General features: G+C 32.1%; 20 protein-coding genes. 6 read left to right on the plus strand and 14 right to left on the minus strand.

Annotation, left to right across the window (positions count from 1 at the left end):
• Window positions 1-4 precede the first annotated feature (4 nt).
• Both EOV51_RS14310 and EOV51_RS14315 read right to left on the minus strand, forming a co-directional pair.
• Window positions 5-784, minus strand: a complete 780-nt coding sequence (locus tag EOV51_RS14310; protein ID WP_128153206.1) for an SDR family NAD(P)-dependent oxidoreductase — start codon at window positions 782-784, stop codon at window positions 5-7.
• Between the two features lie 48 nt (window positions 785-832).
• Window positions 833-1,621, minus strand: a complete 789-nt coding sequence (locus EOV51_RS14315; protein WP_128153207.1) for a glucose 1-dehydrogenase — start codon at window positions 1,619-1,621, stop codon at window positions 833-835.
• A 182-nt stretch (window positions 1,622-1,803) separates the two neighbouring features.
• On the opposite strand from EOV51_RS14315, the gene EOV51_RS14320 reads away from it, so the two are divergent.
• The 4 genes from EOV51_RS14320 (at window position 1,804) to EOV51_RS14335 (ending at window position 7,333) form a co-directional block, all read left to right on the plus strand.
• Window positions 1,804-2,859: a lactonase family protein gene (locus EOV51_RS14320; protein ID WP_164875323.1), complete on the plus strand. Its 1,056-nt coding sequence runs from the start codon at window positions 1,804-1,806 to the stop codon at window positions 2,857-2,859.
• Window positions 2,860-2,975: 116 nt separating this feature from the next.
• Window positions 2,976-4,268 carry a phosphopyruvate hydratase gene (gene eno, locus EOV51_RS14325; RefSeq protein ID WP_128153209.1) on the plus strand — a complete coding sequence of 431 codons (1,293 nt, stop codon included), beginning with the start codon at window positions 2,976-2,978 and terminating at the stop codon, window positions 4,266-4,268.
• A 372-nt stretch (window positions 4,269-4,640) separates the two neighbouring features.
• Window positions 4,641-5,924, plus strand: a complete 1,284-nt coding sequence (locus EOV51_RS14330) for a citrate synthase (protein ID WP_128153210.1) — start codon at window positions 4,641-4,643, stop codon at window positions 5,922-5,924.
• A gap of 140 nt (window positions 5,925-6,064) precedes the next feature.
• Window positions 6,065-7,333, plus strand: a complete 1,269-nt coding sequence (locus tag EOV51_RS14335) for a DUF2851 family protein (protein WP_128153211.1) — start codon at window positions 6,065-6,067, stop codon at window positions 7,331-7,333.
• Between the two features lie 129 nt (window positions 7,334-7,462).
• Here the strand turns inward: EOV51_RS14335 and EOV51_RS14340 are convergent, their stop codons facing one another.
• The 9 genes from EOV51_RS14340 to topA all read right to left on the minus strand — a co-directional run bounded on the left by EOV51_RS14340 (window position 7,463) and on the right by topA (window position 18,525).
• Window positions 7,463-8,404 (minus strand): transglutaminase domain-containing protein, encoded by a 942-nt coding sequence (locus tag EOV51_RS14340; protein ID WP_128153212.1) that lies wholly within the window; start codon window positions 8,402-8,404, stop codon window positions 7,463-7,465.
• 7 nt (window positions 8,405-8,411) lie between these two features.
• Window positions 8,412-9,074: a rhomboid family intramembrane serine protease gene (locus EOV51_RS14345; RefSeq protein ID WP_128153213.1), complete on the minus strand. Its 663-nt coding sequence runs from the start codon at window positions 9,072-9,074 to the stop codon at window positions 8,412-8,414.
• Window positions 9,075-9,077: 3 nt separating this feature from the next.
• On the minus strand, window positions 9,078-10,118 hold the full coding sequence (locus EOV51_RS14350; RefSeq protein WP_128153214.1) for an NAD(P)/FAD-dependent oxidoreductase: 1,041 nt from the start codon (window positions 10,116-10,118) through the stop codon (window positions 9,078-9,080).
• Window positions 10,119-10,247: 129 nt separating this feature from the next.
• Window positions 10,248-11,186, minus strand: coding sequence for a type IX secretion system ring subunit PorN/GldN (gene porN, locus EOV51_RS14355; protein WP_128153215.1), 939 nt, complete (start codon window positions 11,184-11,186; stop codon window positions 10,248-10,250).
• Between the two features lie 24 nt (window positions 11,187-11,210).
• Window positions 11,211-12,740 (minus strand): type IX secretion system motor protein PorM/GldM, encoded by a 1,530-nt coding sequence (porM, locus tag EOV51_RS14360; RefSeq protein WP_128153216.1) that lies wholly within the window; start codon window positions 12,738-12,740, stop codon window positions 11,211-11,213.
• Window positions 12,741-12,780: 40 nt separating this feature from the next.
• On the minus strand, window positions 12,781-13,464 hold the full coding sequence (gene porL / locus EOV51_RS14365; RefSeq protein ID WP_128153217.1) for a type IX secretion system motor protein PorL/GldL: 684 nt from the start codon (window positions 13,462-13,464) through the stop codon (window positions 12,781-12,783).
• A 51-nt stretch (window positions 13,465-13,515) separates the two neighbouring features.
• Entirely contained in the window at window positions 13,516-14,928 is a 1,413-nt protein-coding gene (porK, locus tag EOV51_RS14370; protein ID WP_128153218.1) for a T9SS ring complex lipoprotein PorK/GldK, read from the minus strand.
• 118 nt (window positions 14,929-15,046) lie between these two features.
• Window positions 15,047-16,165 (minus strand): formimidoylglutamase, encoded by a 1,119-nt coding sequence (locus tag EOV51_RS14375; RefSeq protein ID WP_128153219.1) that lies wholly within the window; start codon window positions 16,163-16,165, stop codon window positions 15,047-15,049.
• Window positions 16,165-18,525, minus strand: coding sequence for a type I DNA topoisomerase (gene topA / locus EOV51_RS14380; protein WP_128153220.1), 2,361 nt, complete (start codon window positions 18,523-18,525; stop codon window positions 16,165-16,167). The genes EOV51_RS14375 and topA overlap by 1 nt, the downstream gene beginning before the upstream one ends.
• Window positions 18,526-18,866: 341 nt before the next feature.
• Here topA and EOV51_RS14385 point away from each other — a divergent pair, with 341 nt between their 5' ends.
• Together EOV51_RS14385 and EOV51_RS14390 are read left to right on the plus strand one after the other, a co-directional pair.
• Window positions 18,867-19,178, plus strand: a complete 312-nt coding sequence (locus EOV51_RS14385) for a hypothetical protein (protein ID WP_128153221.1) — start codon at window positions 18,867-18,869, stop codon at window positions 19,176-19,178.
• Between the two features lie 86 nt (window positions 19,179-19,264).
• Window positions 19,265-19,576: a hypothetical protein gene (locus EOV51_RS14390; protein WP_128153222.1), complete on the plus strand. Its 312-nt coding sequence runs from the start codon at window positions 19,265-19,267 to the stop codon at window positions 19,574-19,576.
• A 235-nt stretch (window positions 19,577-19,811) separates the two neighbouring features.
• Here EOV51_RS14390 and EOV51_RS14395 read toward each other — a convergent pair whose 3' ends face one another.
• From EOV51_RS14395 to EOV51_RS14405, 3 genes are all read right to left on the minus strand, one after another.
• The gene (locus tag EOV51_RS14395) at window positions 19,812-20,567 is read right to left on the minus strand and encodes a tRNA(His) guanylyltransferase Thg1 family protein (RefSeq protein ID WP_128153223.1); all 756 of its coding nucleotides are present in this window, start codon (window positions 20,565-20,567) and stop codon (window positions 19,812-19,814) included.
• 135 nt (window positions 20,568-20,702) lie between these two features.
• Window positions 20,703-24,491 carry an acetate--CoA ligase gene (gene acs, locus EOV51_RS14400; protein WP_128153224.1) on the minus strand — a complete coding sequence of 1,263 codons (3,789 nt, stop codon included), beginning with the start codon at window positions 24,489-24,491 and terminating at the stop codon, window positions 20,703-20,705.
• A 529-nt stretch (window positions 24,492-25,020) separates the two neighbouring features.
• On the minus strand, window positions 25,021-26,340 hold the full coding sequence (locus tag EOV51_RS14405) for an aspartate kinase (protein WP_128153225.1): 1,320 nt from the start codon (window positions 26,338-26,340) through the stop codon (window positions 25,021-25,023).
• Between the last annotated feature and the right edge of the window lie 147 nt (window positions 26,341-26,487).

The following is a 26,487-nucleotide window of genomic DNA, read 5'->3' on the forward strand; positions in this document are numbered from 1 at the left end:
AGTTTTAAGCGTCTTGTCCTAATATTGATAAAGCTCCGTCTACGGTATACGTTGAACCGGTAACGTATGAACTTGCCTGAGAAGCTAAAAATAAAGCTACATTTGCTACTTCTTCAGGAGAACCTCCTCTTTTCATGGGAATTATGTTTTCTTTTTCTTTCAAAACATCTTTATCATCCATTACTTTCTTGTTCATAGGGGTCAAAATCATACCCGGAGCAATATTATTCACGGTTAAACCTTTTGGTGCCAGCTCAATAGCTAATGTTTGAGAAAGATTTCTCATACCTGCTTTAGAAGCATTATAATCTGCATTTCCTGGCTTACATATATATTCGTGAATGGAAGTAACATTTATTATTCTTGAATTCTGGTAAGAATCATGCTTCTTTTTAAGTTGTAGAAATTCTTTAATGCAATAAAACGGACCATATAAATCAGTTTTTATAGTATTATCCCAAGTTTCAATATCCATATCTTCTACATTAATATTTTGTCCGTTTACTCCTGCATTATTCACTAAAATATCAATGTCATTAAAGTCTTTTTCAACTAAAGCAAAAAAACTTTTTATTTGCTCTAAATCAGAAACATCTACCTGATATGCTTTAACTTTTACATTCAAACTTGACAATTCTTTTTCTAACTGTTCTGCTCTCTCTTTCCCTGAATGATATGTTATAATTACGTTAGCTCCTTCCTGAGCAAATTTGGTGGCCATAGCTTTACCAATACCGGAGCTTGAACCGGTAATAAGTGCGGTTTTGTTATTTAATTGTCCCATAAATAAATTTTTTAAAGTTTTTTTTAAGTATTTTAGAGTTTTATAATTTTACATTGCTTCGTCTTTTATCTCAAATGAAGGATATAGTTTCATTCCTCCATCTGCAAAGATGGATGTTCCTGTTATATATTCTGCCTGAGAAGAACACAGCCATACAGCTACATTGGAAATATCTTCTGGTTTTCCAACATATCCAAGAGGAATAGTTTCTTCTACTTCTTCAACTATTTTCGGATCTTTAAAGTCAGCATTTATAGGTGTATAAATGGCTCCCGGGGCAATACAATTGATCCTGATTCCTTTTTGCGCATATTCCAACGCTAAAGTTTCGGTTAACATTTTAACCCCTCCTTTACTGGCTGAGTAATGAACAAAATGAGGTTTTGGAATTCTTTCATGTACACTGGACATATTGATAATAATTCCTTTTTTATTTTTTTCTAAGAAATATCTTATAGCTTCTCTGGAACCTAAAAACACACCGGTTAAGTTAGTACTGATAACTGAATTCCATTCGTTAAGAGTCATTTCATGAGTTGGAATTTTTTTCTGATGCCCTGCATTATTGATCCATATGTCTAAATCTCCAAAAATATCAATAGCTACTTTACTTAGCTTTTTTATATCCTCTTCTTTACCCACATCTCCTTGTACAGCAATAGCCTTTCCTCCGGTTTTTTCAATTTCTTTTACTAAGTCTTCTGCATCTTTTTTATCGGAAAAATAATTAACAATTACGCTAATCCCCTCTTTACCGAATCTTTGAGCTATGGCTTTACCCAAGCCTGTAGAGGATCCTGTTATAACAGCGACCTTACCTTTTAAGTCTTTATACATAGTATGTCTTTATTAAAATTTATTAATGTTATTTATAATTCAAAGGTATAAAAAATAATTTTATTTTTTTTTTATACCAAACAATTGAATAATTTTACGTGAAATTAAATCACACTAGAAAACTCAACTTCTGTTGCTTTTTCTGTCTATTATTTAAATCAACAATTAAACCAAAAATGATTATGGAACTATTCTTAATTATTGGAACTTATACCCAAGGAGGTAGCAACGGTATGTATGTCTATAAATTTAATCCTGAAACTGGAACATCCAGCTATTCAAGCAGTGTTGCTATCAACAACCCCTCTTACCTTGTGGTAAACCATCAGGAAAACCACATATACTCTGTAAGCGAAAATGAAGACAATGAAAATTCTACAGTTAACGCTTTTACTTTTGATAAAAAAGAAGGGAAAATAGTTTTACAAAACTCTCAGCAGGTATTTGGGGCTGCACCGTGTTACATCAATATCGGTAAAAAGGATAGATATGTCGTTACAGCTAATTATATCGGTGGGAGTATTTCGGTATTTAAAACAGATATGGACGGCAGTCTTCTTCCCATTATTCAACAAATTAACTTTTCCGGTAGTAGTGTTCACGATGTTAGGCAAAATCAGTCTCACTTGCATTGTGTTGTATTTTCACCTGACTATAATCATTTGTTTGCTACTGATTTAGGAAGCGACAGAATTTACAAATTTGATGTTGATTATGATCATGAAGGAAGTTTCCTTTCCTTCGGTACTCCTCCATATGTTGAGGTTACTGCCGGATCCGGCCCTCGACATTTAACTTTCCACCCTAATCAGAAATACGCATATTTGATTAATGAACTAGGTGGTACGGTAACTGTTTTTGAATACAGTAATGGGAATTTAGTGGAAATACAAACTACTATTTCGGATAAATTTAAAGCAGAAGGAAGTGCTGATATTCATATTCACCCGAATGGGAAATTTCTTTATGCTTCCAATCGTTTAAAAAAAGATGGAATCTCCATTTTTAAAATTAATGAAAATGATGGCAAAATTACCCGCATCGATTATGAAAGAACTGATATACATCCACGAAATTTTATTATTTCTCCTAATGGTAAATTTTTATTGGTAGCTAATCAGGACAGCAATACCATTCAGACATTTTCTATAGATCTGGAAACCGGATTACTTAGTGATAATCAAGAAGATATAATCATTGACATGCCTGTATGCCTGAAGTTTATTTCTATCTGTTAGTTTTTATGATTAATATTAGGTTAAATCCTTTAAAAAATCGGTAAGACATACCTTTGTTCTGGCAATAATTAAGTAATTTTGCTTAGATTTTTTAACAAACAAAAATATTTTTAATTATGAGTCTAATAGCACAAATTCATGCAAGACAAATTTTGGATTCCAGAGGAAATCCAACTGTAGAAGTGGATGTAATCACTGAGTATGGAACTTTAGGAAGAGCTGCTGTTCCATCTGGAGCTTCTACTGGTGAATATGAAGCTGTAGAGTTGAGAGATGGAGGAAAAGAATATTTAGGTAAAGGAGTATTAAAAGCAGTTCAAAACGTTAATGAATTGATAGCACCTGAATTAGTTGGTGTTGATGTTTTTGAACAAGCTTTAATAGATAAAGCAATGATAGATTTAGATGGAACTCCTAACAAAGGTAAATTAGGAGCTAATGCTATCTTAGGTGTTTCTTTAGCTGTTGCTCAGGCTGCTGCAAAAGAATTAGGATTACCTTTATACAGATATGTGGGTGGTGTTAACGGAAAAGTTCTTCCTGTTCCTATGATGAACATCATTAATGCAGGAGCTCACTCTGATGCACCAATTGCTTTTCAGGAATTTATGATTATGCCTGTAGTAGCTGACAGCTACTCTACTGCAATCAGAATGGGAACAGAAATTTTCCACTCTCTTAAAAAAGTTTTACATGACAGAGGTCTTAGCACTGCTGTTGGTGATGAAGGTGGTTTTGCTCCAAACTTTAAAAATATCGAAGATGCATTAGATACAGTTTTAGATGCGATAAAAAAGGCAGGGTATACTCCGGGGCAGGATGTTATGCTTGCATTAGACTGTGCTTCATCTGAATTCTGTAAAGATGGTAAGTATGATTATTCTATTTTTGAAGGTCAGGGTGGTAAAGTAAGAACCAGTGAAGAACAAGCTGAATATCTAGCTGAACTAGCAGGTAAATATCCAATTATATCTATTGAAGATGGTATGGATGAAAACGACTGGGCTGGATGGAAGATTCTAACTGATAAAATTGGAGATAAAGTTCAATTAGTTGGTGATGATTTATTTGTTACTAATGTAAAAAAACTAAGTGACGGTATCAAACAAGGTGTAGGAAACTCAATTCTTATCAAAGTAAACCAAATAGGTACCCTTACAGAGACTATAGATGCAGTACAAATGGCTCAAAACGCTGGTTATACTGCTGTAATGTCACACCGTTCAGGAGAAACTGAGGACAACACCATAGCGGATCTTGCTGTCGCATTAAACTGTGGACAAATTAAAACAGGTTCTGCTTCAAGATCTGATCGTATGGCTAAATACAATCAGTTATTAAGAATTGAAGAAAGCTTGGGTGAGGTTGCAGTATATCCTCAATTCCATGCTTTTAAAATTAAAAGATAACTTTTTAAAAAAGTATTCTATAAAAAAACAGGGTTTAATTTGAATTAAACCCTGTTTTTTTTATTTGAATTTTTGAATGCTATGCAACTTTTAAATTGTGATTTTTATCATATTTTCTTGAATTTTATTAATCTAATTCAATTTTTTAAATGGGTGTAAAAATTATATTTTCTGTTTTTTTTCAAAAAATATAAACTATATACACAATAATAATAAAGATAAAAACACATTAACTTATCAATATACAAACACTTATAGTTTAATAAATGACTTGATTTTTTTTTTATATATTTTTTTTTTGTTAGTAATTTTTATTTCATATATTTCAGTCTATAAAATAAATTAAAACCAACATAAAATAATAATCAAGATATGTCTGACACAGTAAAAATACAGTATAATGGTAAGGAGTATGAATATCCGATAGTAGACAGTGTAATTGGAGATAAAGGTATTAATATTAATAAGTTAAGGGATGAAACAGGTCTTATTACTTTAGATATAGGTTATAAAAATACCGGAGCTACCAAAAGTAAAATCACTTATCTGGATGGGGATCTAGGACAATTATATTACCGTGGATATCCTATTGAACAGATTGCTGAAAAATCTACTTTTACTGAGGTTATGTATTTGTTGTTAGAAGGAGAACTTCCGAGAAAAGAGCAGCTTTCACAATTCGAGGCAGATATTAAACAAAACAGTCTGGTGAGTGAGGAAATGAAGCAAATTTTAAAAAGCTTTCCTCGTTCAGCTCACCCTATGGGTGTATTATCAACATTAACCAGTGCTTTAACCGCATTTAATCCTCATGCTGTAAATGTAAAATCGGAAAAAGATTTATATAATGCTTATACTATGCTTCTGGCTAAATTCCCTGTTTTATGTGCCTGGACTTATCGTCTAAAATTAGGTCTACCTTTAAATTATTCAAATAATAGCTTGGATTATCCTCATAATTTTTATCAGATGATGTTCCGAAAACCAACCGAAGAACTTGAAGTGGATGAAGTTGTTGTGAATGCCATTGATAAATTATTAATTCTTCACGCAGATCATGAACAAAACTGTTCTGCTTCTACAGTACGAATGGTTGGATCTGCACATACCGGATTATTTGCTTCTATATCAGCGGGTGTATCTGCTCTCTGGGGTCCTTTACACGGTGGTGCAAATCAGGCTGTAATAGAAATGCTTGAAATGATTCAAAAAGATGGTGGTGACCTTCAGAAATGGATTGATAAGGCTAAATCCAAGGATGATGATTTCAGATTAATGGGATTTGGTCACAGAGTTTACAGAAACTTTGATCCTCGTGCGAAAGTTATTAAAAAAGTGGCTGATGATTTATTTGAAAAATTAGGCATTCAGGATGAAACTCTTGAAATTGCTAAAAAACTGGAAGAGGTAGCTCTCAATGATCCTTACTTCATAGAGAAAAAATTATACCCTAATGTTGATTTTTACAGCGGTATCATTTACAGGGTTTTAGGTATTCCTACAGAAATGTTTACAGTAATGTTTGCTTTAGGCAGGCTTCCTGGGTGGATAGCTCAATGGAAAGAAATGAGAATGAGCGGAGAACCTATCAACAGACCGAGACAAATCTATGTAGGGAATCCTCAAAGAGATTATGTTCATATAAACGATAGATAATACTTTTTACATTATATACCCATATACCAACATTTAATGTATTAAAAAAGCTTTAATCTTAGGATTAAAGCTTTTATTTTTTGTAAATTTATCTTTTATTAGAATATATAATTTCATAGCTTAACTACTATTAGAATAAAATGAACGAAAGTTTTTTACATTATGTATGGATGTATAAAAAGTTTGAGTTATTTGATTTACGAACCACTTCAGGTGAAAAACTTGAAATCATCCATTGTGGAACCTTAAATCCTGATTCAGGACCGGATTTTAACTTTGCTAAGGTTATTATTAACGGAACTGAGTGGGCAGGAAACGTAGAAATACATGTAAAATCATCTGATTGGATTAAGCATAAGCATGATTTGAATCCGAACTATGACAACATTGTACTTCATATCGTTTATGAAGATGATCAGGAAATATTATCATTAAAGCTAAAAAAAATACCTACTTTAGAATTAAAAAATTATATTGCTGCTAGCTTGATCGACAATTATACTCACCTGGAAAAGAAAGCATATAGTTTTATTCCCTGTGAAAAATTATTTACCAATTTATTACCAAAGCTTTCTATTGGTTTTACGGAAAAACAGTTCTTTTGTAAACTGGAAGAAAAACAGAAAAAAATATCACAGCTCCTTATTTTAAAAAATAACGATTGGGAAGCTGTTCTCGCTTCTGTTTTAGCTTATTCATTTGGTCTTAAAATCAATGCGGAAGCATTTGAACAAATATTTATGGAAACTGATTATAAAATTCTTCGTAAACAGTTTTCAAACCTTACTCATTTAGAGTCTTTATTGTTCGGGCTTTGCTTTAATCTTGATATGTATGAGGATGAATATGCTGAAATATTAAAAGAACAGTTTAAATTTTTACAAGTAAAGTACAGACTCACCAAAACAACTATAAATTTAAAATTTTCTAAGCTGAGACCTGCCAATTTTCCTACTATACGTCTATCACAGCTTTCATGTATTTTAACTCAGTATCAAAATTTATTTTCTTATGTTATCGGAGCTAAGACATTGCAACACTATATCTACATTCTTGATGATGTTCAAGCTTCTTCCTATTGGAATAATCATTATGTTTTTGATAAAATTTCATCTCATAATCAAATAAAAAAGCTTTCATCATCTCAAAAAGAATTAATTATCTTGAATGCTTTTCTCCCCATTAAGTTCGCATATTCTAAAAGTATAGGAAAATGCATGGATGACGAAATAATCTCAATTATGGAGGAATTATCTCCTGAAAAAAATACAGTTATACAAAAGTTTGAGAATTTGGGCATATCATTTAATTCAGCTCTTGAAACTCAGGCTTTTCTACATTTATACAAAAATCAGTGTCTAAATAAAAAATGTCTAAAATGTGATATTGGTTATAATATTCTAAAGTAGAAAAAAAAGAATATTACTTTTACTATGTAAATAATAAAATTTATAAAGATATATTTAGTGTAAATTAAGTCCTTTGCTAATTTCAATACAAAATTAGGACAAAAATATGATATAAAATTGAGGATTTCCTTAATTTTCAACATCAATTACACCTAAAACTTTATTGTTGTAAAATGGGCCTCCTGGATAATGAGCTGTATAATCTAAGTTAAGCCATATTTTACCATCCTGATCGATATGATAGTATAAACTTCTTCCTTTACTTTCTTTATCAAATAGTTTATGTTTGATAAGAAAATTAATAGACTCTAAATCACTTTCATCTCCTATATACAATTCGGGGTAAATGTGTCCTACTGTATATACTAACCGAGGTAGACCTCCGACAGCTCTAATGCATGAAGCCATTAATATGGAATGATCGTCGCAATCTCCTGATAAGGTTTTGATTGATTCACTGGCTTTTGCATAATATTCTTGCCCTACAGGATCGTTAACATAAGTCCAACGAGAGTTTATTTCTTTAAATATAGCAAGACATTGAATTGTGGTTCTATATCTACTATCGCTCTGATATTCTTTAAAATGCTTATTAATTGCTTCTAAAGCAAAGGTTCTTACTTCAGGATTTGTAAAGTCCATTGCTTTTAATATAAGAGCATCTGAAGAATTAAATGCAACTTTATTGATCAATATTTTTTGTGGTTTGTTACTATCTTTCATAGAATGTATCATAGCTTGATAATCGAGCGCAAGTGAAGCAAATCCATATTTATTGGTTAAACTGCCAACAGATAATAGGCCAATAATGCATAAACAAAAGACAAAAAATATTTTTCTGACAAATTTTACAAAAAACCATAAAATGAAAACAATTAATGCGAAAATAATTATTCGATCTAAATTAAATTTCCAATTTACGTTGGGTAAATTTCGATGAACAATAATAAATATTGGTAATGAAATGCATAAGATTGCTCCATAAACAATCAGTTTTTCTAAAATAGTCCAGAGCTTTTGCCAATCATTTTTGGTATAATTTTTATCTCCTGAATTCTTTTCATTATTCATATCTAATCTATTTTTCTTTATAAACAAAATAAGCTAATACTGATAAAGGTATTAACATGAATAAAAGATACATCGGTTTAAAAGAAATAAATGGATAATCAGGAAACATAACAATGAAACCTAAGGCTGCTACTATGCCCATTATAGCTCCTCCCAAATGCGCGTCATGCCCAACATTTCCTAATTGTGCTTTCATTCCATATACGGAATACCCTAAGTAAATAATACCAAATACCCAACCAGGTATGTTTAAAGGTAATGGAAATATACCTATTGATATTTGTGAATTCAATATGATTGATGCAAATAAAATTCCGGATACACCTCCTGAGGCACCTATTGCACTATAATACGGATTTTTTTTATGCATCCATAATGACAATAGATTACCACCTAAAATTGATCCCAAATAGGTTATGAAAAAAAATGCAACACCGTAATAAAGCAAAAAAGTTGAAAAAAAATAGAAGGTATACATATTAAATATCAAATGCATCAAATCCCCATGCAAGAAAGCAGAAGTTAACAATCTATCCCATTGCTTACCCCTCAATATTGCTCCTATATTAAATTTATATCTATCAAAAAATACCTGATCATTAAAACCTTTATAACTAGTTAAGGCAGTAATTACAATTACACCAATTACAATAATATTTATTTCTCCCATTTATTAATTAAATCTATTTATATCTACTTCTGCTTGAAGCTCGCTTATATTTTCCATGTATTCATACAATTCTCCTGCCATAGTTGGAGCTAACATAACTCCACGGCTGCCAAGACCATTGAATATGAAAATATTTTTAAGTTTTGGATGTCTTCCTAATAACGGTCTTCTGTCAATTACCGTTGGTCTTATTCCGGCAAATTTTTTTACTATTCTATAATCATAATTTAAAAACTTATTTAATCCATTAATTAGTTCGTTTTGTCCTTCTTCCGAAACTATATCATCTACTTCTCTATAATAATAAGTTGCACCTACATAATAATAATCATTTTCCATAGGCATAACAAAAACTTTAGATTTTACAATGTCTTTTAAATCTAAGCCGTTGGCATGAATAACCATAGTTTCTCCTTTAACTCCCTCCATAGGTAAATAACTGAAATAAGGATTGGCTTTTAATGCATACCCGTCACAAAAAACAACTTTAGCAGCTTCAACCCCCTTGTATTCAATTGAGTTTTCTAAAATATTCAGAGTATTAAAATCAAAAACATCATCGATAAGATTATGTTTGGTAATAAGATATTTCCTATACTCTCTAAGTAATTCTCTAACAAATATTTTCCCTGAATGCTTGACTCTTCCCATACCATAATCGGCTTTAATATATGGATTAACCGATTGATGAACATTGGGATCTAAAAAAGGAATTAGATTTTCATTTTTAGATGATTTTTTTATCCAGGTCTTAACTTCATCTTCATTGGCGAAAATTCTATATAAATCGGATTCGTAAACCAGTTTTACGTTTAGTAGTGATTCAAAGTTTTTAAACTCTTTTAATAAAACATCAATTTCTTTCTGAGCATTCCATACGGGTGTGAATCTTTTTAAAACTACCGGATTAAACATTCCTGAAGAAACAAAAGATGCCGAATTTGAGACAATATCAATGATTTTAAAAGATTTGTTTTCTTTTTCAAGTTTATTTGCTAAACAGGTTCCTGCGAGTCCCTGTCCTACAATGAGGTAATCAATCATAAATGGTGAAAATCTAAGAAGCTAAAAAAATTAATACTAAAGACTAAAAAAGCTAATCTTTGTAAAGACAAAGATAAAAAAAAGTCCCGAATCTAAAGATTCGAGACTTTTGAAATATAAAAGTATTTTTTAATAATTCCACATATTATTTTCTTTCTGCAGAATTTCGTTTTTAATTCTATTACTTTCTTCTAATTGAGCTGATGCATCTCTTGGAATATAATTGGATATTTCTCCATCTCCATATTCAGATTGTGATTTATAAATGATAGAACTAAATCTTCTGGCATTAAGCACATCATCATAAGTAATGGAGGAAGATCCATTTTTAGGATTAAACAGTGTATAACTAGACAATACTTCACGGGCTCCTGGATAGAAGATCCAAAATAAATCTATCATTTCATTATCTCCCTGATATCCTAGTAAAGAGGCTTCTGCCAATGAACCTAACACTTGAGGATCTGGTCCCATAGGAGCAATTCCTAAAAGTCTGTATTTCATTTGTCCTAACCTTTTATCTATATACCACATTCCTTTAATTTTAATTAACTTTACAGAACGCGTATCCGTTTTGAAATAATCCATTCCGGCTGCAATTTCTTCTTGTGTTGGTTCTACACCGGAAGCTCTAATATCCTGTAGCCAAGCAGACTCTTTTACTGCCTGAATTTTGTTTTTTAGATTTTCCGGGGCAACTTTCATTGTAAAATTGTCATCATCGTACACTTCTGTAATCTGTCCGGAATTTATTCCATTGAATAATGCATCGTATAGAGATACATAAGTGGCTGTCACATCATCATGCGAATAATAATAAGGTTGATTTAACTTTTCATTTAAATCAATTATTTCCCATACTACTTTCGACCACAGAATATCCTTATCTTCAATGTATCCATAAGGCAATACAGTTGGTTGGGTTGATATAGTATCAGAACCGTTCACTATATCGTACCTTTCCGTTCTCATTTCTCTTAATTCTTCAGGTGATTTTGCGTTCAAAATATTTTGAGCAAATGAACCTGTGCTAATTAAGGCTGTTATACAAATTATTAGATATTTCATGTTTTACAAAGTAATATTCAAATTTTATAATACGTTAATTACAACTGGTGAAACTGAAGATTGTGATACTCCTGATACTGTTGCTTTAATATTAAATATCAATACCTGATCTCCAGATCTTGCTTTAGATAAAACACCTCCTGCAGCAGACAATTTATTTCCCGAAACAGTAACAGTAGGCTGTCCTGAAACTTTTACGCTAAATCCTGTAACGGATATAGATACCGGAAATTCGAAGTCTGGAATATTTGCAGAAATTGTTTGTGCAGCTAACGCTCCGGCACTAACATTAACAACATTTGAGCCACGTACTTCACCTTGTGCTTTTGGCACATTCTTGATTCTATAGTTATATTGTTTACTTATAGCTTTTCCACTTGAAGTTTTCCCTGAAACTGTAAAGGTAACTGACGTACCTGCTCCTGGTCTGTATGACCAACCGCTTCCAGCTCTTGAAAGACTTCCTGAAGATGCTTGTAATGACAGAGAAGAAGGTTCTATACCATTCACTGCTGCACTTAACGGGTTATCAACCCCACGGTAAACAACATTCATTTTATCAGCCATTACTACGGCACTTCCATCCGTTGTTTTCATGGTTTCAGCTACTACTTCATATTTCTCATTGAAGTTTTCAATTTTGCTTTTTCCATCAGGAGTTATATAAGTAATAGACCCGGATAATGTATGTACTCCTGCTCCACCCGCTGTCATTCCTACTACAGCTTTTCCACCGTTTAGTGCTACATTTTGTCCATTTAAAGTTATAGATCCTTTCAAGGATGTATCGTACGCACCAAATCCTACTACTACATCAAATCTTTCTCCAGATTTAACATATTTAGGAGACGCAACTATAGGAACAAAGGCTTTTAATTCAATTTCATCCTGCAACTTATTAGATAATAAGTCTCTGACAATATTTCCTTCTTCTGTTCTAATATTTGCTTCTAAACGAGTAAGATTAGTCAATGCAGAAATCATCGGTTGATCATAGAATTGCTCTACTAGCCATGATTTCTTTCCTTTTCCTGAAAAATCAAATAACTGGTTGATTCTGTCTTTAGCTCCGGAAGAAGCTCCCTGAAGAATAAATTTTGTAAAACCTTGGACTTTACTGATCATAGTAGCTACTTCTGGTGTTGGTTTATTGTCTGAAATAAAAAACACTTTATTTACTACGTCAGTATTTTGTAATGATTTATAATCGGTTTCAACATCAGGTTGCGGAGTTGTATAACCCGCATCTGTTTTTAGTTGTGATTTTACTTTTTCAATTGCTGAAAAAGCTTCGTCCGCTTGTCTTTTTATCTCCTGAGCTTTTGCTGATATTTCTACATATCCTGCATTACCGTCTTGTTTTTTCTTTTCGATTTGATCGTAAAAAGTCTGGTTATTTTTACTAGCTAGATTAGTAGATAATTGCAAAGATTCGTTAACCCCTTCAAAGGATCTTAAAACTTCCCTATCTACATTCATAGCCAACATAGCGATAAACACTAAATACATTAGGTTTATCATCTTTTGACGTGGTGTCTGTTTTCCTGCTGCCATTTACTTATTTAACTTTTTAATTATAAATTATTAAAAATTATTAAGATTTCATGGCATTGAGCATACCACCATATACTTTATTTAAATTATTTAGATTAGTTGTCAATTCAGCTAATTGTTGTTGGAAAGCTTCTGAGTTTTGACCTGCCTTAGATAAATCATCAATATACTTTTGATTTGCTTCAGTATATTTTTTCCCATTGTCTAACTGTAACTGATATAAAGCATTTAAGTTTTCCATATGAGATGATGCTATAAATAACTGCTCTTTGTATTTTTCTGTAGCAATATTAGCCTCTACTGTTTTATTAATACCTTCTACTGCGGAACCAAAATTCTCAATTCCTCCTCTTAATTTATCCAACATATTTACATCTAACTTAGCCTGAGATAGCATTTGATCAAGCTTTGAAGATAAAGAAACTTCTGCTTCTTTTATCGCTTGTGGTGTTTCCACAACTCTTTGCTTTCTTTCTACTGCTTTTCCATCAGCTAATTCAGGATATACTTTTTCCCAGTCATATTCACCTGCAGGTGTATCAAAAGCAAATACTACAAATATAAATGCTTCTACGATAAGACCTGCACCTAAGATAATACTTCCGTCTATTCCTAATAAATTTAAGTGATTAATTTTAAACAATGCTCCTAAGATAACTACTGCTGCTCCTAAGGAATAAACCATATTAAGGATTCTATCTTTTGAATTTGATTTTGCTGCCATTTTTTTAATTTTTGAAATAATCTATGATTGTCGTATGAAATTTAAAGTATATTATTTAGTTTGATATTTTGCTGATTTAGGAAATTTACCTTTAGCTCCTTCGGGAATAGTCTGAACTCTTCGGAAACCGATATAACTTCTTGCTGAATCTTTGTGTTCCCAATCTCTTTCGCTTACCATAAGCATATATCCTATATCTTTCCAGGATCCTCCTTTAATAACTTTTCTAGGATCTTCAATTCTATTTCCTAAATAAGGATTTAAGGTTGATGAGATTACGTAAGAACTATTATTATATGCTGAAACTGTCCATTCGGATACGTTTCCTGCCATGTCATATAAACCAAATCCGTTTTTATGAAATGATTTAACCGGAGCTGTATACAAATATCCTTTTTCACTTTCCATATAATCTCCCCGCTTAGGTTTAAAGTTTGCTAAGTAACACCCTCTGTCATCAATAAGATAAGGTCCTCCCCATGGATAAGGAGCATTTTCCAAACCTCCTCTTGCTGCATATTCCCACTCAACTTCTGAAGGTAAACGATAAGGGAAAACTTTTTCTAATTTCTTTTTTCTACTTTGGTTAAAGTCGTTTTTAGATTTGGTACTGTAAGCACAAAACGCTCTTGCCTGATCCCAAGTCACTCCAACAACCGGATATTTAGAATAAGCTTTATGCCAGAAGTATTGTTCGAAAAGAGGCTCATTAAAAGAGTAGTTAAAATCTCTTAACCACACTGTAGTATCAGGATAAATAGGAGTTGCTTCTCTTCTGATAAAATCTTCACCTCTTCCTTTTTTCTTAACTGCTTCCAACTGATCTATCCATGTAAATTGATAAACTAATTTTCTTGGATCCAGAACTCTTTCGTTATTGAATCTTTCTTCAGGCGGATAGTATAGAGACTCCATAACTTCTGCATAGGAAACATCAGGATATCTTGAAGTATTCCATTCAAGAGGTACAGACCAATCTAATTTTTTGGATTCATCGTAACCTTCTCTTCCTCCTCTTTCTGATAACATTTGCTGATATGCAGACTGTTCATCGTCAGATTTCTGGTTTAAATATGCATAACGGCCGATACCATCATCAGCTCCTTCATCTCCAGCTCTTTGAGCCAATAAGGAACGAACGATTGAATCTCTAACATAATTCACAAATATTCTGTATTCGGAATTGGTAACTTCTGTGTCATCCATGTAAAAAGATGAAACAGTAACCGTAGTTAAAGGTGCTTTTGTGTCTGTTCCAGTAAAGTCCATATCGGATTGTCCCAAAACAAATGCTCCACCAGGAATAGGAACCATACCATACGGCCTTTTATTGTTCCATTGCTGGCTCTTTTGCGTGACTACAATTTCTCCCTGAACGCCTGGTTTCCCTGCTTTTCCTTTCTTTGACGAATTACAAGAAATTATCGTTGTTGCTGTCAATAAGAGTAATAATACTTTTCTCATTATAACCAAAGTGTTTCTTTTAAAAAAGTGTAAAACTACTATTTTTTTAGTTTACTTAAAAATTTTGTTTTTTATAAACGTAGATATTACCTATAATATTATGTTTTTATTAACTTTTTTATAAAAAGCGTTTAAATGTTTTCCAATATTTTTCAGGTATATTACCGTTCAATGCATCTTCATAATCTTTTTTTGTACAAGGAACTAAAAATACGGGAACATCATCTGCATCTAAACTTACTGTTAACCACCATTTTTCCACATATTTATCTTTTAGAAAAATCAATTCTTTGTCTTCATGTAAAACTATGTATTTTATATATTCTTCATTTTCATAATAGGGTTGTTGGTTTCTTCCTTCTATGAGATACCATAACAGTTGAGAAACTAACTTTTCATTCATTTTATTGTGCGAGTATCCTAAAAAATTATAAATACCTGCAATTTTTACTTGTTTGGATAATCCAATGTAGCGGGTTAATGCACAAATTTCTCTGTTTGTGAATCCATTAGCTGTACTTTCTGTTGATAAGGTTCCGTCGTATGATTCGATAGAATTTAAATTAATACCAACAAAGTCAGAACTTCTGAATACAGGCTCTGAATTTTTCGGGTTTTCTGTAATTTGACCTAATCTAACTCCCTCGAAATCCAGACTGTTAAAAGCTTTTAATGTTGAATTGGGGACAAAATAACTTTGATATCCTACGTTTGTAAAATTGAAAAGTAAGTTAGGCTCGTCTATTATCATTCTTGAAAGATAATTTTTATCAGATAATTGCTCCTTCATGTTTCCCATATCTATGCGAGTATCCACTGCTGTATAGTTAAGTGGCGTATCTCTTACTGATAATGCTCTGTACACAGAATAATTTAGGCTCATACTTCCTCCCAAAACAATAGGAAATACCCCCATTTTTAGTAACTCTTCCAATACTTTTTGTAAAGCAAAATATGTGTTTTCAACTTCATTCCCCGGTATGATATCTCCTAAATCATATAAATCAAAATCCCAATCGTTCCAAACTAATCTATAGAACTCTTCCCGAATCAAGCGAATGTTTGAAAACTCTTTCGCGTGACCTGCCCCTCTTAAATCTGAGCAGCCGATAAGAACTACACTATTTGCCTTTATTTCATTCTGCCAATAAAATTTTATTCTGGCTCCAACGGAATCAGGATGAGAATACAATATTGATTCATCAACGGGATGTAAAAAATCCTGCAAGGCTCCCACTACTTTTTCTTTGCTTTAGTTTTTGTTTGTGCTTTCGCTTTTGCAGGTGCTTTAGTTTTCGCCTTAGTTTTTGGCTTACTTCCAGATTCTGCAATAATTTTTAAAACCTGCTCTAATGACAATTGAGCTGCTTCTGTATCTTTAGGAATCTTAAAGTTTTCTTTACCTTGTTTAATATAAGGTCCCCAACGACCATTTAATATTTCTATCACAGGCTCTTCTGTTTCGAAAGATTTTATAAACTTGTTTCGATCTGATTCTCTTTTCGCTTCAATTAAATCAACAGCTCTTTCTAAAGTTATAGTAGAAATTTCATCTCCTTCTTTGGGTTTTAAGGAAACAAATTTACCATCGTGTTTAACATAAGGCCCGAATCTTCCTGTATTTACTTCTACTTTTTTTTCTTCATAATCACCTAAATACCTAGGTAACTCAAATAGTTTTAATGCTTCTTCGAGCGTTATGGTACTAATTTGCTGTCCTTTCATTAATCCGGCAAATTTAGGCTTTTCTTCATCTTCAGATTCACCTATCTGGACCATAGGTCCAAATCTACCAATTCTGGCATATATATTTTTACCGCTTTCAGGATCTGTCCCTAATAATCTTTCTCCTGTAGCACGATCGGCTGTTTCTTTAACTTCTTCTACATGGGGATGAAAATCTTTATAAAAATCTCCCAGCATTTCTTTCCAATTTTCATTTCCACCTGCAATACTATCAAAATCTTCTTCGACTTTAGCTGTAAATCCATAATCTAATATATTAGGAAAATGATCTGTTAAAAAGCCGTTTACAACCAAGCCTATATCCGTAGGAAGCAACTTTCTTCTGTCTGCTCCATAGTTTTCAACTTCTACGCTTTCTGTAATTTTTTGATTGTTAAGAATAATTTTTCTAACCTCTCTTTGCTTGGGTTCCAAATCACCAACTTCAACATATTGTCTTTTTTGTATGGTTGAGATGGTTGGCGCGTATGTTGATGGACGGCCTATTCCTAACTCTTCTAATTTTCTAACTAAAGATGCTTCATTGTATCTTGCAGCTGGCCTGCTGAATTTTTCTTCTCCGGTCATTCTATCTAACTGAAGTATTTCCCCATTTTCTACTTTAGGTAGTAATCCACTGTCCTCGTCTTCGCTATCTTCGTCATTCTGTATCTGATAAAGTTTTAAAAATCCATCAAAAACAATTACTTCTCCCCTAGATGTAAATTTTTCTTTAACATCAGGTGTAGTAATATCAATAATGGTTCTTTCCAGTTTTGCATCTGACATTTGAGATGCTAATGTCCTTCTCCAAATCAGATGATACAATTTTTTTTGTGCATCGTCTCCACCTGCTTCTTTGACAGCCAGATTGGTTGGACGAATTGCTTCGTGAGCTTCCTGAGCTGATTTATTTTTGGTTGTGTATTGTCGTGTTTGTAGATATTCTTTTCCAAACTCTTCTGTAACTACATGAACTGCTGCATTAAGTGCTTCTTCAGATAAATTCACACTATCTGTTCTCATATAGGTAATATGCCCGGATTCATATAATTGTTGAGCGATTCTCATGGTCCTGCTTACAGAAAAACCTAACCTTGAAGCTTCCTGTTGCAATGTGGAAGTTGTAAAAGGTGCTGAAGGTGTTCTTTTTCCTGGTCTAGTTTCAACATTGGAAACTGAAAACGTTTTGTCTTTTACTTTTTGTATAAAACCTAAGGCTTCTTCATATTTTTCAAAATCAACATTTAATTTACTTTTTAAAATATTCTGAGTTTTATTGTAAAAGTTAGCCTCAATTTTATAAGAAGCCACAGGAACGAAATCTAAAATTTGTTTTTCTCTCTCGCATATAAGCCTTACTGCAACCGACTGAACTCTACCTGCAGATAGCCCTGCTTTTACTTTTGACCATAAGATTGGCGACATTTCAAAACCTACTATTCTGTCGAGTACACGACGAGCCTGCTGAGCATTTACCAGGTTAACATCTATATCTCTTGGATTTTGTATCGCTTTCTGAATTGCATTTTTTGTAATTTCATGGAAAACAATTCTTTTTGTTTTCTCAGGACTTAAGTTTAATTCATTATATAAATGCCAGGAAATTGCTTCTCCTTCACGGTCTTCATCGGAGGCTAACCAAACTGTATCGGCTTTTTTTGCTAATGATTTTAACTTTTTTACAATTTCCTTTTTATCCGGAGAGACCTGATATATGGGTTCTAACGTTTTCATATCAATCCCCATATCTTTTTTAGCTAAATCTGTTATATGACCATAACTTGATTCCACTTCAAAATCATTCCCCAAAAATTTTTTTATTGTTTTTGCCTTAGCCGGCGACTCCACAATTACCAGATTCATACTCAGAAATTTTTCGCGAAATTAGAAATTTTTTATCAATATATAGTTTTAAGTTTTATTTTTTATTTATTTACTTTATAATTTTAGCTCTATGTAATACATTAATATTCATATTAATGTAGTCAATTGCTTATCATCTTAATAAAATCTTAATTATTATTTATTCATTGTTTTTTTTACTTTAATTCTTTGATTTGTAAATTCTCAAACTTTCATTTTTTCTTTTTTTACTGTTTTTTATAGATATTTATTTTATTTATTAAAAACTTATTCCGTATATTAAAATTTTATCTATAGTCTTATTATGTAGATTTATAATTTAAACGATAAATTAAGGGTTTAAATAAATGACAAAAGGACAGGTTATAGAAAAATTAGTTCAGCTTGTAAAAGGTGAGCTATCTCCAATAGATTGGTTACAATGGTTTGAAAAATATAAAGACTCAATTGAAGGTATATGCGGAAGATTACGTTTTTTAAAAATGAAACCAAAAGATAGTTTTAGTGAGATAAGAAACACTTACTTATCACAAATTACTGCTTATGAATGGCTAAAATCTATAAAAATTACTATTGATTTATCTGATAATTATAAAAAGATTGGGAAAAAGAATTTGAAAATTTTGTCACATCTAAACAAAAGAAAACCAGAAACTTAAAAAAAACAACTAAAGAGAGATTTCAATATTTGCAATCTGTTTATCCAATTTTATTTAAGCTGATAACCCAAAATTATCATCAAGATTTGTTTATAAGTAAAGGCAAAAGTTATAACGAAATTAAAGAAAAGGAAAATTCACTGGCAATTATTTTTTCTGAAGACATTATCGAATTTTTTTCAACAATTTCAAAATTTCAATTTGAGGGCATTTCGATCCATTTTGATGAACTTGCGCCTCTCAACAAAGAGCAGTTAAATCTTCTCATATTAGGAGAGTTTTGGCTTTATGGTGACGGAGATAAAATAGTATACAATTCTGAAGACCATAAAGTTTATAGTTTTGCTCATGAGTATCGTCCTCCACAATTGATAAAGATTGCTGATTCATTAAAGTAATTGGTTGATAAGGTTTTTGTTAAGTATCTAAAAGGCTACGAAAAGCAATAATTTAAATTTATATAATTAATTTTCAATAATTTATATCAATAAAAAATCGTAACTCCGTTTTTTTTCAGCTAGGACTCATATAAACACTATTATAGGTAAACTTAAGCTAAATACAGTCACACAAATATTTATCTAAACTAAAACATAATGAGAATTCTCTTTCATAATTGCATTAATTTTAATATCAAGAACTTATTTTTCTAATAAACAATTTATATTCTTCCTTTAATGGTAATTCTTTATTTACGATCAGATTTTTCTTCTTACCTATCATTTTTTGATTGTTAATTTCATTTATTCCTTCTTTTTTTATTTCCTCCCAATAGACACCTATTCCTCTTTTTTGCCATTTGGGCAAATCATTAAAATTTAAACCGTTGCTAAACAATAGTTCATTTTTCTTCGCTACATTCATATTTAACATTTTTTCAGTCACTTCATTTTTGGAATATCCCTGTTTTCTTAAATTCCAATATACATGTCCATTTAATGAATTTTTATACGCATCGTCCATTCTCCACTGAAAATAGTCGTAGACAAGTTCTTTATTAGGTAACTCAGATAATCGACAATCAAACACTACTGCTTCTCCTATCAACATTGAAAATGCAGCACTTACCTCTCCCGCTAAAATGGAAATATATTTACTTCTTTTTCTTGAAAAAGAATTTTCATTGATATCAAACAACAAGGAAATTTCGTCACTTTGTGTGTATCCGTATAAAATTTTAATTCCACTCTTAAGTACATGTTTGACTGTCTCTACCATCATTTCGGAAAATTTTTCATCAAACGGCGTTTCAAATGAATATTTTTCTTTGGTTAATTTGGTAAAACCTCTTCCATCTAAACGAGCTATAATATACATTTGAGGAATTACCGAACGATCTGCAAGAGTTTCAAAACATTTCATCTTAGCATTTAAATTTTTGAAGTTCATTTATTCCCTTATTTAAATTTATTCATAAATTTCATAAAAAATAGCAACAAAATAAATACAATTATTTTATAATTCCCAAAATAAAAAAGCTGTTCATACGTATGAACAGCTTTTTTTAAAATAAGTTGATATTGATTATATACGTTTTTCTATAATCTGATCTACGACTTCAGGATTTAGTAAGGTTGAAGTATCTCCTAGGGCATCAAGTTCATTGGATGCTATTTTCCTTAATATTCTCCGCATAATTTTTCCCGAACGCGTTCTTGGTAAACCCGGAACAAATTGTATTTTATCCAATTTAGCTATCGGACCAATAGTTCTTGATATTCTTGCCTGTATTTCTTTTCTGACATCTTCTTCGTTTTCGGGTTTTTCGAATGTTATTACGAATGCATATAGTGCATTTCCTTTGATATCATGAGGAAATCCAACCACTGCGGACTCTGTTATTAAATAATGCTCATTGATAACATTTTCAATAGGTGCTGTTCCCAAGTTATGGCCGGATACAATTATCACATCATCTACACGACCTGTAATTCTATAATTTCCATTAGTATCTCTAAGAGCTCCATCACCTGTAAAATATTTTCCTTGGTAAGCAGAAAAATAAGTATCTGCATATCTTTGGTGATCTCCATAGATAGTTCGAGCCATTCCGGGCCAAGGAAACTTAATACATAGATTACCTTCTCCGCTGATTGATTTCAGTTCCTTGCCTTCAATGTCCAGTAAGCACGGCTGAATTCCTGGTAACGGCTGCGTAGCAAATGTTGGTTTTGTGGTGGTTATACCCGCCAGAGGCGCTATCATTATTCCTCCGGTTTCCGTCTGCCACCAGGTATCGGCTATTGGACAGTTTCCTTTGCCTACTTTGTCATTATACCAATTCCAAGCTTCTTCGTTGATCGGCTCTCCTACTGAGCCTAAAACTTTTAATGAGCTTAAATCATAATCTTCTACAAAGTGAAGAGGCTGAGCTTCTAATGATCGTATTGCTGTTGGTGCTGTATAAAAATGAGTTACTTTATATTTATCCACTATGTTCCAAAACCTTCCAAAATCAGGATATGAAGGTGTGCCTTCAAACATTATTGAAGTTACTCCTGAGCATAAAGGAGCATATACGATAAACGAATGTCCGGTAATCCATCCAATATCAGCGGTACAAAAATATACATCTTCCGGATCGCCTATCTGAAATACATTTTTAAAAGAATAGGTTGTATAAACCATATATCCTCCGCAGGTATGTACCATTCCTTTAGGCTTTCCTGTAGAGCCTGATGTATATAGAATAAATAAAGGATCTTCTGCATCCATCTCCTCTGCAGGACATTCCGGGCTGGCATCTTTGATTAAGTCATGCCACCAAAGATCCCGATTAGGTGCCATCATTACCGGTTTATTTGATCTGTTCAGAACTATTACACTTTCAATTGAGGAAGTGTTTTCTAAGGCTTCATTTGCGATTCCTTTTAAATCTACGTATTTATTTCCTCTGTAATTTCCATCACAGGTTATGAGTAGTTTGCATTGCGAATCGTTAATTCTGGCAGCTAAAGCTGAGGATGAAAACCCAGCAAAAACAACTGAATGAATAGCGCCGATACGAGCACAGGCTAAGAGGCTTATTTCTAATTCGGGAACCATAGGTAAATAAATACAAATTCTATCCCCTTTGCTAACTCCTTTACTTTTAAGGACATTAGCAAATTTACAAACTTCTTCGTGTAATTGTTTATAGGTCAAAATTCTGTTTGGTTCCGTTGGTCCATTAGGTTCCCATATGACAGCTATTTTATCACCATTTTTTTCAAGATGCCTGTCCAGACAATTTTCCGTAATATTTAATTTTCCTCCTTTAAACCATTTAAAATCTGCATTTTCAAAATTATATTCCAAAACAGAATCCCAACTTTTTTTCCACCTGAATGTCTGAGCTATTTCTGCCCAAAATTGTTCGGGCTGATCTAAACTTATATCGTAAATTCGCTCGTAGTCTATTCGGTTTTTAACAACCAAATCATCTATTGTTTTCTCTTTTAAAGCAAATTTTGAAACATTTTCCAGCTGAAAATCTTGTTGTATTTCATTGATAACCGAAGGATTTTTAGTAACTTCTGGGATCACAAATTCTTCTCCATCTGCTATCTTTCTGATTATATCACGAAGAATGCTTCCTGATTTAGTTTTAGGTAAACGTTTAACATACACCACTTGTTTTAAATCAGAAATAATTCCCATTTTTTCAACAACCATTCTTCTTAGTTCCTCTGTCAAACGAAACGGATCTGCTTGTTCAAATGCTTTAATTACAGGTACAGCTACTACAGCCTGTCCTTTTATAGCATCTTTCACTCCTATAACTGCTACTTCAGAAATTTTTGGATGAGCATTGATAATATTCTCGATTTCCAGTACAGATAACCTTTGTCCGGCAACATTGATGACATCCCCCAGATTTCCCGTAGTATAAAAATTACCTTCTTCATCACAGTATCCTCCTGCACCTGAATTATAATAATCAGCTAGTTTTTCTGAAACAAATAAATCTTCCGGTTTATTATTCATGATAAAACTATAAGAACCGGGCGGCAAAGGTTTGGTAGCTGCGATTATACCTATTTTACCGGAATCTTCTTCCTGACCTTCTCCACTTACTACCTTCATATCAAAGCTTCTGACAGATTTTCCTATTGAGTCCGGATATTGATCTTTCGTCCCTTTTTTTATTTCCTTACCTAGTAGCGGCCATGCTGCCTCAGTTGTCCACCAAAGACTAGTCAGATCGACATTAATTTTCCTTTGAATCCAATCAATAACATCTTTTCCGGAATCATCACCCGAAAGGACAATGCGATTTAATGACTGTAAAGAGTATTTTTCAATAAATAATCCCTTAGGATCTGCATCAATGATCTTTCTGAGATTAATTTGAGGCGTTAATAAAACGCTAACTTTATTTTCCTGTATTAGTTTCCAGTATGATCCCGGATCGGGTGTTCTTGTTGAACTTCCTTCATATATTATCGATGGATTTCTATTGATCATAGGGGCTAAAATCATAAAGCTATGGCTGATTCCGCCTCCTCTATCGTAAGCGGTAAAGAAAACTTCGTCTGGATTACATTTAATAATATTCACCATTAAATCTTTTAAGGAAACAGCATAATCACCGGTATTATAAACAGCCCCCCTGGCCTTTCCTTTTACTCCGGATGTATATAAAATATAAGCAGGCGAGTCAGCCTGAATTTCTACATAGCTTTCAGGTTGCGAATTTTCTAATAACTCATCAAAATCTATATCTAATGAACTGTTGGAATGTAAAAAACCTAATTTCCTATTATATAACAATATATTTTGAGGAGTGTGGTCTGATTTAGATAATGCTTTGTCTATGATAGGTTTGTAAGATATTATCCTATCTACGTCAATACTTGATGTAGCTGTAATAATTAGTTTAGGCTTGCAATCATTAATCCTTAATGCCAGTTCACTTGCCGAATAACCACTGTAAACAACTGAAAAAGTGATTCCAAGCCTTGCGCATGCTAAGATTGAAAATACCGTCTGAGGAATCATAGGCATATATAATAAAACTATATCCCCTTTTTTTAATCCTAATTGTTTCAGTCCTCCGGCTAACTTTTCTACTTTTTGTTTGATTTGACTGTATGTATATTCTCTTCTTGTCTGCGTAACGGGTGAGTCGAAAATAAAAGCGGTGTTTTCTCCATATCCGTCTTCGATATGCTTATCTATGCAGAGATAAGATAAATTTGTAATACCATCTTCAAACCAATTTGATTTACCTTCTTTATATGAGTAAAATTTCTGTGGGGAGGTAAACCACGATATTTTACCTGCTTCTTTCATCCAATAATCTGAAATTGTAATCATTTCTTGTGTCTCCATGTTTTAGTTTATTTTATACATTTTTGGTTTTCTCTTATTACTACTAAAAATATAAAATAATTTGAATAAAACATCCGATTCATGAAATCCTTTAGCAATTAATCAAAAATATTGTTTTTTAATTTTGATATTTTAATTAAAAAATCATAGCTTTTACTAGTATTAATGCTGTTTTATATGATTTTTATCATAAAATTCAGTTTTTTTAAGACTATGAAATAATTATAAAATTATTAATTAAGATTAACAAAACACAGTTTCTTCCTCATATTTTAATTTATATAGTTTATTTATTAATAATTACAATCCCCACAAGAACTATCATATATTATTTTAGTCATAAAATATTTAATTTTTTATTCATTATAGTATCCCTTTCTAACACTATTCACTCTTTCAATCATTATACAGTGGAAAGAATTTATAAGTGAATAAATTTAATATTTTATTAAAATGAAGAATCTGATTAATGTGTATAAAAAAAGGGACACAAAATGCATCCCTTGTATTTTATTGAAACAATTACAACTTAATAACCAAATAATTTCTGATTAAGCGCTTGTAATGCATCTTTTTTATATTTACTATCAATTACAACTGATATATTATGTTCACTTCCTCCATAAGATATCATATGTAAAGGAATCTCCTTAAAAGCATCCAAGATTTTTACCCCATATCCGGATTCGTTTTTAGCTATATTACCGACAATAGCAATAATAGTCTGATCTTTTTCTACTTCAACGTTAGCCACTTCAGTAAGCTCCGCCATTATATTGTCCAGATTTGCCGGATTGTCAATGGTTAACGATACTGCTACCTCAGAAGTAGTTATCATATCTATTGAAGTTTTATATTTATCGAATATTTCAAATATTGTTTTAAGAAAACCATAAGCTAGCAACATTCTTCCACTTCTTATGGTAATTGCATATATTCCATCTTTAGCAGCAACTGCACGAATTCCTTCCGGCGTATCAATATCTCCTATCAACGTTCCTTTTGCCTCAGGCTGCATGGTATTTTTTAATGCTACGGGTATTCCCCTTTTTTGAGCAGGAAGAATGCAGGTAGGATGTAAAATTTTAGCTCCGAAATAAGCAAGTTCTGCTGCTTCATCAAAACTTAGTTCATCTACAGGATGCGTTTTGTCTACAAAACGAGGATCATTATTATGCATACCATCTATATCTGTCCAGATCTGAATTTCTTTAGCATCTATTACAGCCCCGATTATACAAGCAGTATAGTCACTTCCTCCTCTTTGCAAATTATCTATATCCCCCTGAGAATTTCTACATATATAGCCTTGAGTTATAAAAAAATCAATATCCGGATATTTGTTTAGTTCTTCCTTGATTTGCTCTTCTATATACACCATATCAGGCTCACCGTCTTTATTAATTCGCATAAATTCAAGCGCAGGCAGAAGAATAGACTTTTCTCCTATCTCACTTAAATAATAATGAAACATGGTTGTACTTAATAATTCGCCCTGAGCTAAAATAATTTTTTCTTCTTTTGACGTAAAAAGAGGAAGATCTGTAAATGAAAGAAGGTAATTAAAATACTCATTAATCATTTCATGACCCTTCTTTAAAATTGTTTCATTTTTATATAAGTCATTTATTTCTTTCTTATATTTGTCTTCCAGAGCTTTTATTAACTCTTTTGCTTTTTGTGTATTTTTTTCATACAACGAAGCTGAAATTTCAACTAATGCGTTAGTTGTTCCACTCATTGCTGAAAGTACTACTATTTTAGAATCCTGACTTTTTGTTAACTCCGCCAGATTTTTTATACGTTCGGCACTTCCTACGCTTGTACCGCCAAATTTTAATACTAACATTTTTTCTCCTTTTAATAAAACCTAGACAAAAATACATATTTTAGTATTTATTTACACCTGATTTATATTAAAAATTAAATGTTTGAATTTTATTAAAGATCATTTAAAAATTTACAGAAAAATTTATTATTAATCTGTATTTGATTG

The sequence above is a fragment of the Apibacter raozihei genome, from assembly GCF_004014855.1.
In the GTDB taxonomy this organism is placed as follows: Bacteria; Bacteroidota; Bacteroidia; order Flavobacteriales; family Weeksellaceae; genus Apibacter; species Apibacter raozihei.

Excerpts from the sequence above, each read along its gene's own strand:
- EOV51_RS14310 (WP_128153206.1), bottom strand. The coding sequence starts at position 784 with ATGGGACAATTAAATAACAAAACCGCACTTATTACCGGTTCAAGCTCC.
- EOV51_RS14315 (WP_128153207.1), bottom strand. The coding sequence starts at position 1,621 with ATGTATAAAGACTTAAAAGGTAAGGTCGCTGTTATAACAGGATCCTCT.
- EOV51_RS14320 (WP_164875323.1), top strand. The coding sequence starts at position 1,804 with ATGGAACTATTCTTAATTATTGGAACTTATACCCAAGGAGGTAGCAAC.
- eno (WP_128153209.1), top strand. The coding sequence starts at position 2,976 with ATGAGTCTAATAGCACAAATTCATGCAAGACAAATTTTGGATTCCAGA.
- EOV51_RS14330 (WP_128153210.1), top strand. The coding sequence starts at position 4,641 with ATGTCTGACACAGTAAAAATACAGTATAATGGTAAGGAGTATGAATAT.
- EOV51_RS14335 (WP_128153211.1), top strand. The coding sequence starts at position 6,065 with ATGAACGAAAGTTTTTTACATTATGTATGGATGTATAAAAAGTTTGAG.
- EOV51_RS14340 (WP_128153212.1), bottom strand. The coding sequence starts at position 8,404 with ATGAATAATGAAAAGAATTCAGGAGATAAAAATTATACCAAAAATGAT.
- EOV51_RS14345 (WP_128153213.1), bottom strand. The coding sequence starts at position 9,074 with ATGGGAGAAATAAATATTATTGTAATTGGTGTAATTGTAATTACTGCC.
- EOV51_RS14350 (WP_128153214.1), bottom strand. The coding sequence starts at position 10,118 with ATGATTGATTACCTCATTGTAGGACAGGGACTCGCAGGAACCTGTTTA.
- porN (WP_128153215.1), bottom strand. The coding sequence starts at position 11,186 with ATGAAATATCTAATAATTTGTATAACAGCCTTAATTAGCACAGGTTCA.
- porM (WP_128153216.1), bottom strand. The coding sequence starts at position 12,740 with ATGGCAGCAGGAAAACAGACACCACGTCAAAAGATGATAAACCTAATG.
- porL (WP_128153217.1), bottom strand. The coding sequence starts at position 13,464 with ATGGCAGCAAAATCAAATTCAAAAGATAGAATCCTTAATATGGTTTAT.
- porK (WP_128153218.1), bottom strand. The coding sequence starts at position 14,928 with ATGAGAAAAGTATTATTACTCTTATTGACAGCAACAACGATAATTTCT.
- EOV51_RS14385 (WP_128153221.1), top strand. The coding sequence starts at position 18,867 with ATGACAAAAGGACAGGTTATAGAAAAATTAGTTCAGCTTGTAAAAGGT.
- EOV51_RS14395 (WP_128153223.1), bottom strand. The coding sequence starts at position 20,567 with ATGAACTTCAAAAATTTAAATGCTAAGATGAAATGTTTTGAAACTCTT.
- acs (WP_128153224.1), bottom strand. The coding sequence starts at position 24,491 with ATGGAGACACAAGAAATGATTACAATTTCAGATTATTGGATGAAAGAA.
- EOV51_RS14405 (WP_128153225.1), bottom strand. The coding sequence starts at position 26,340 with ATGTTAGTATTAAAATTTGGCGGTACAAGCGTAGGAAGTGCCGAACGT.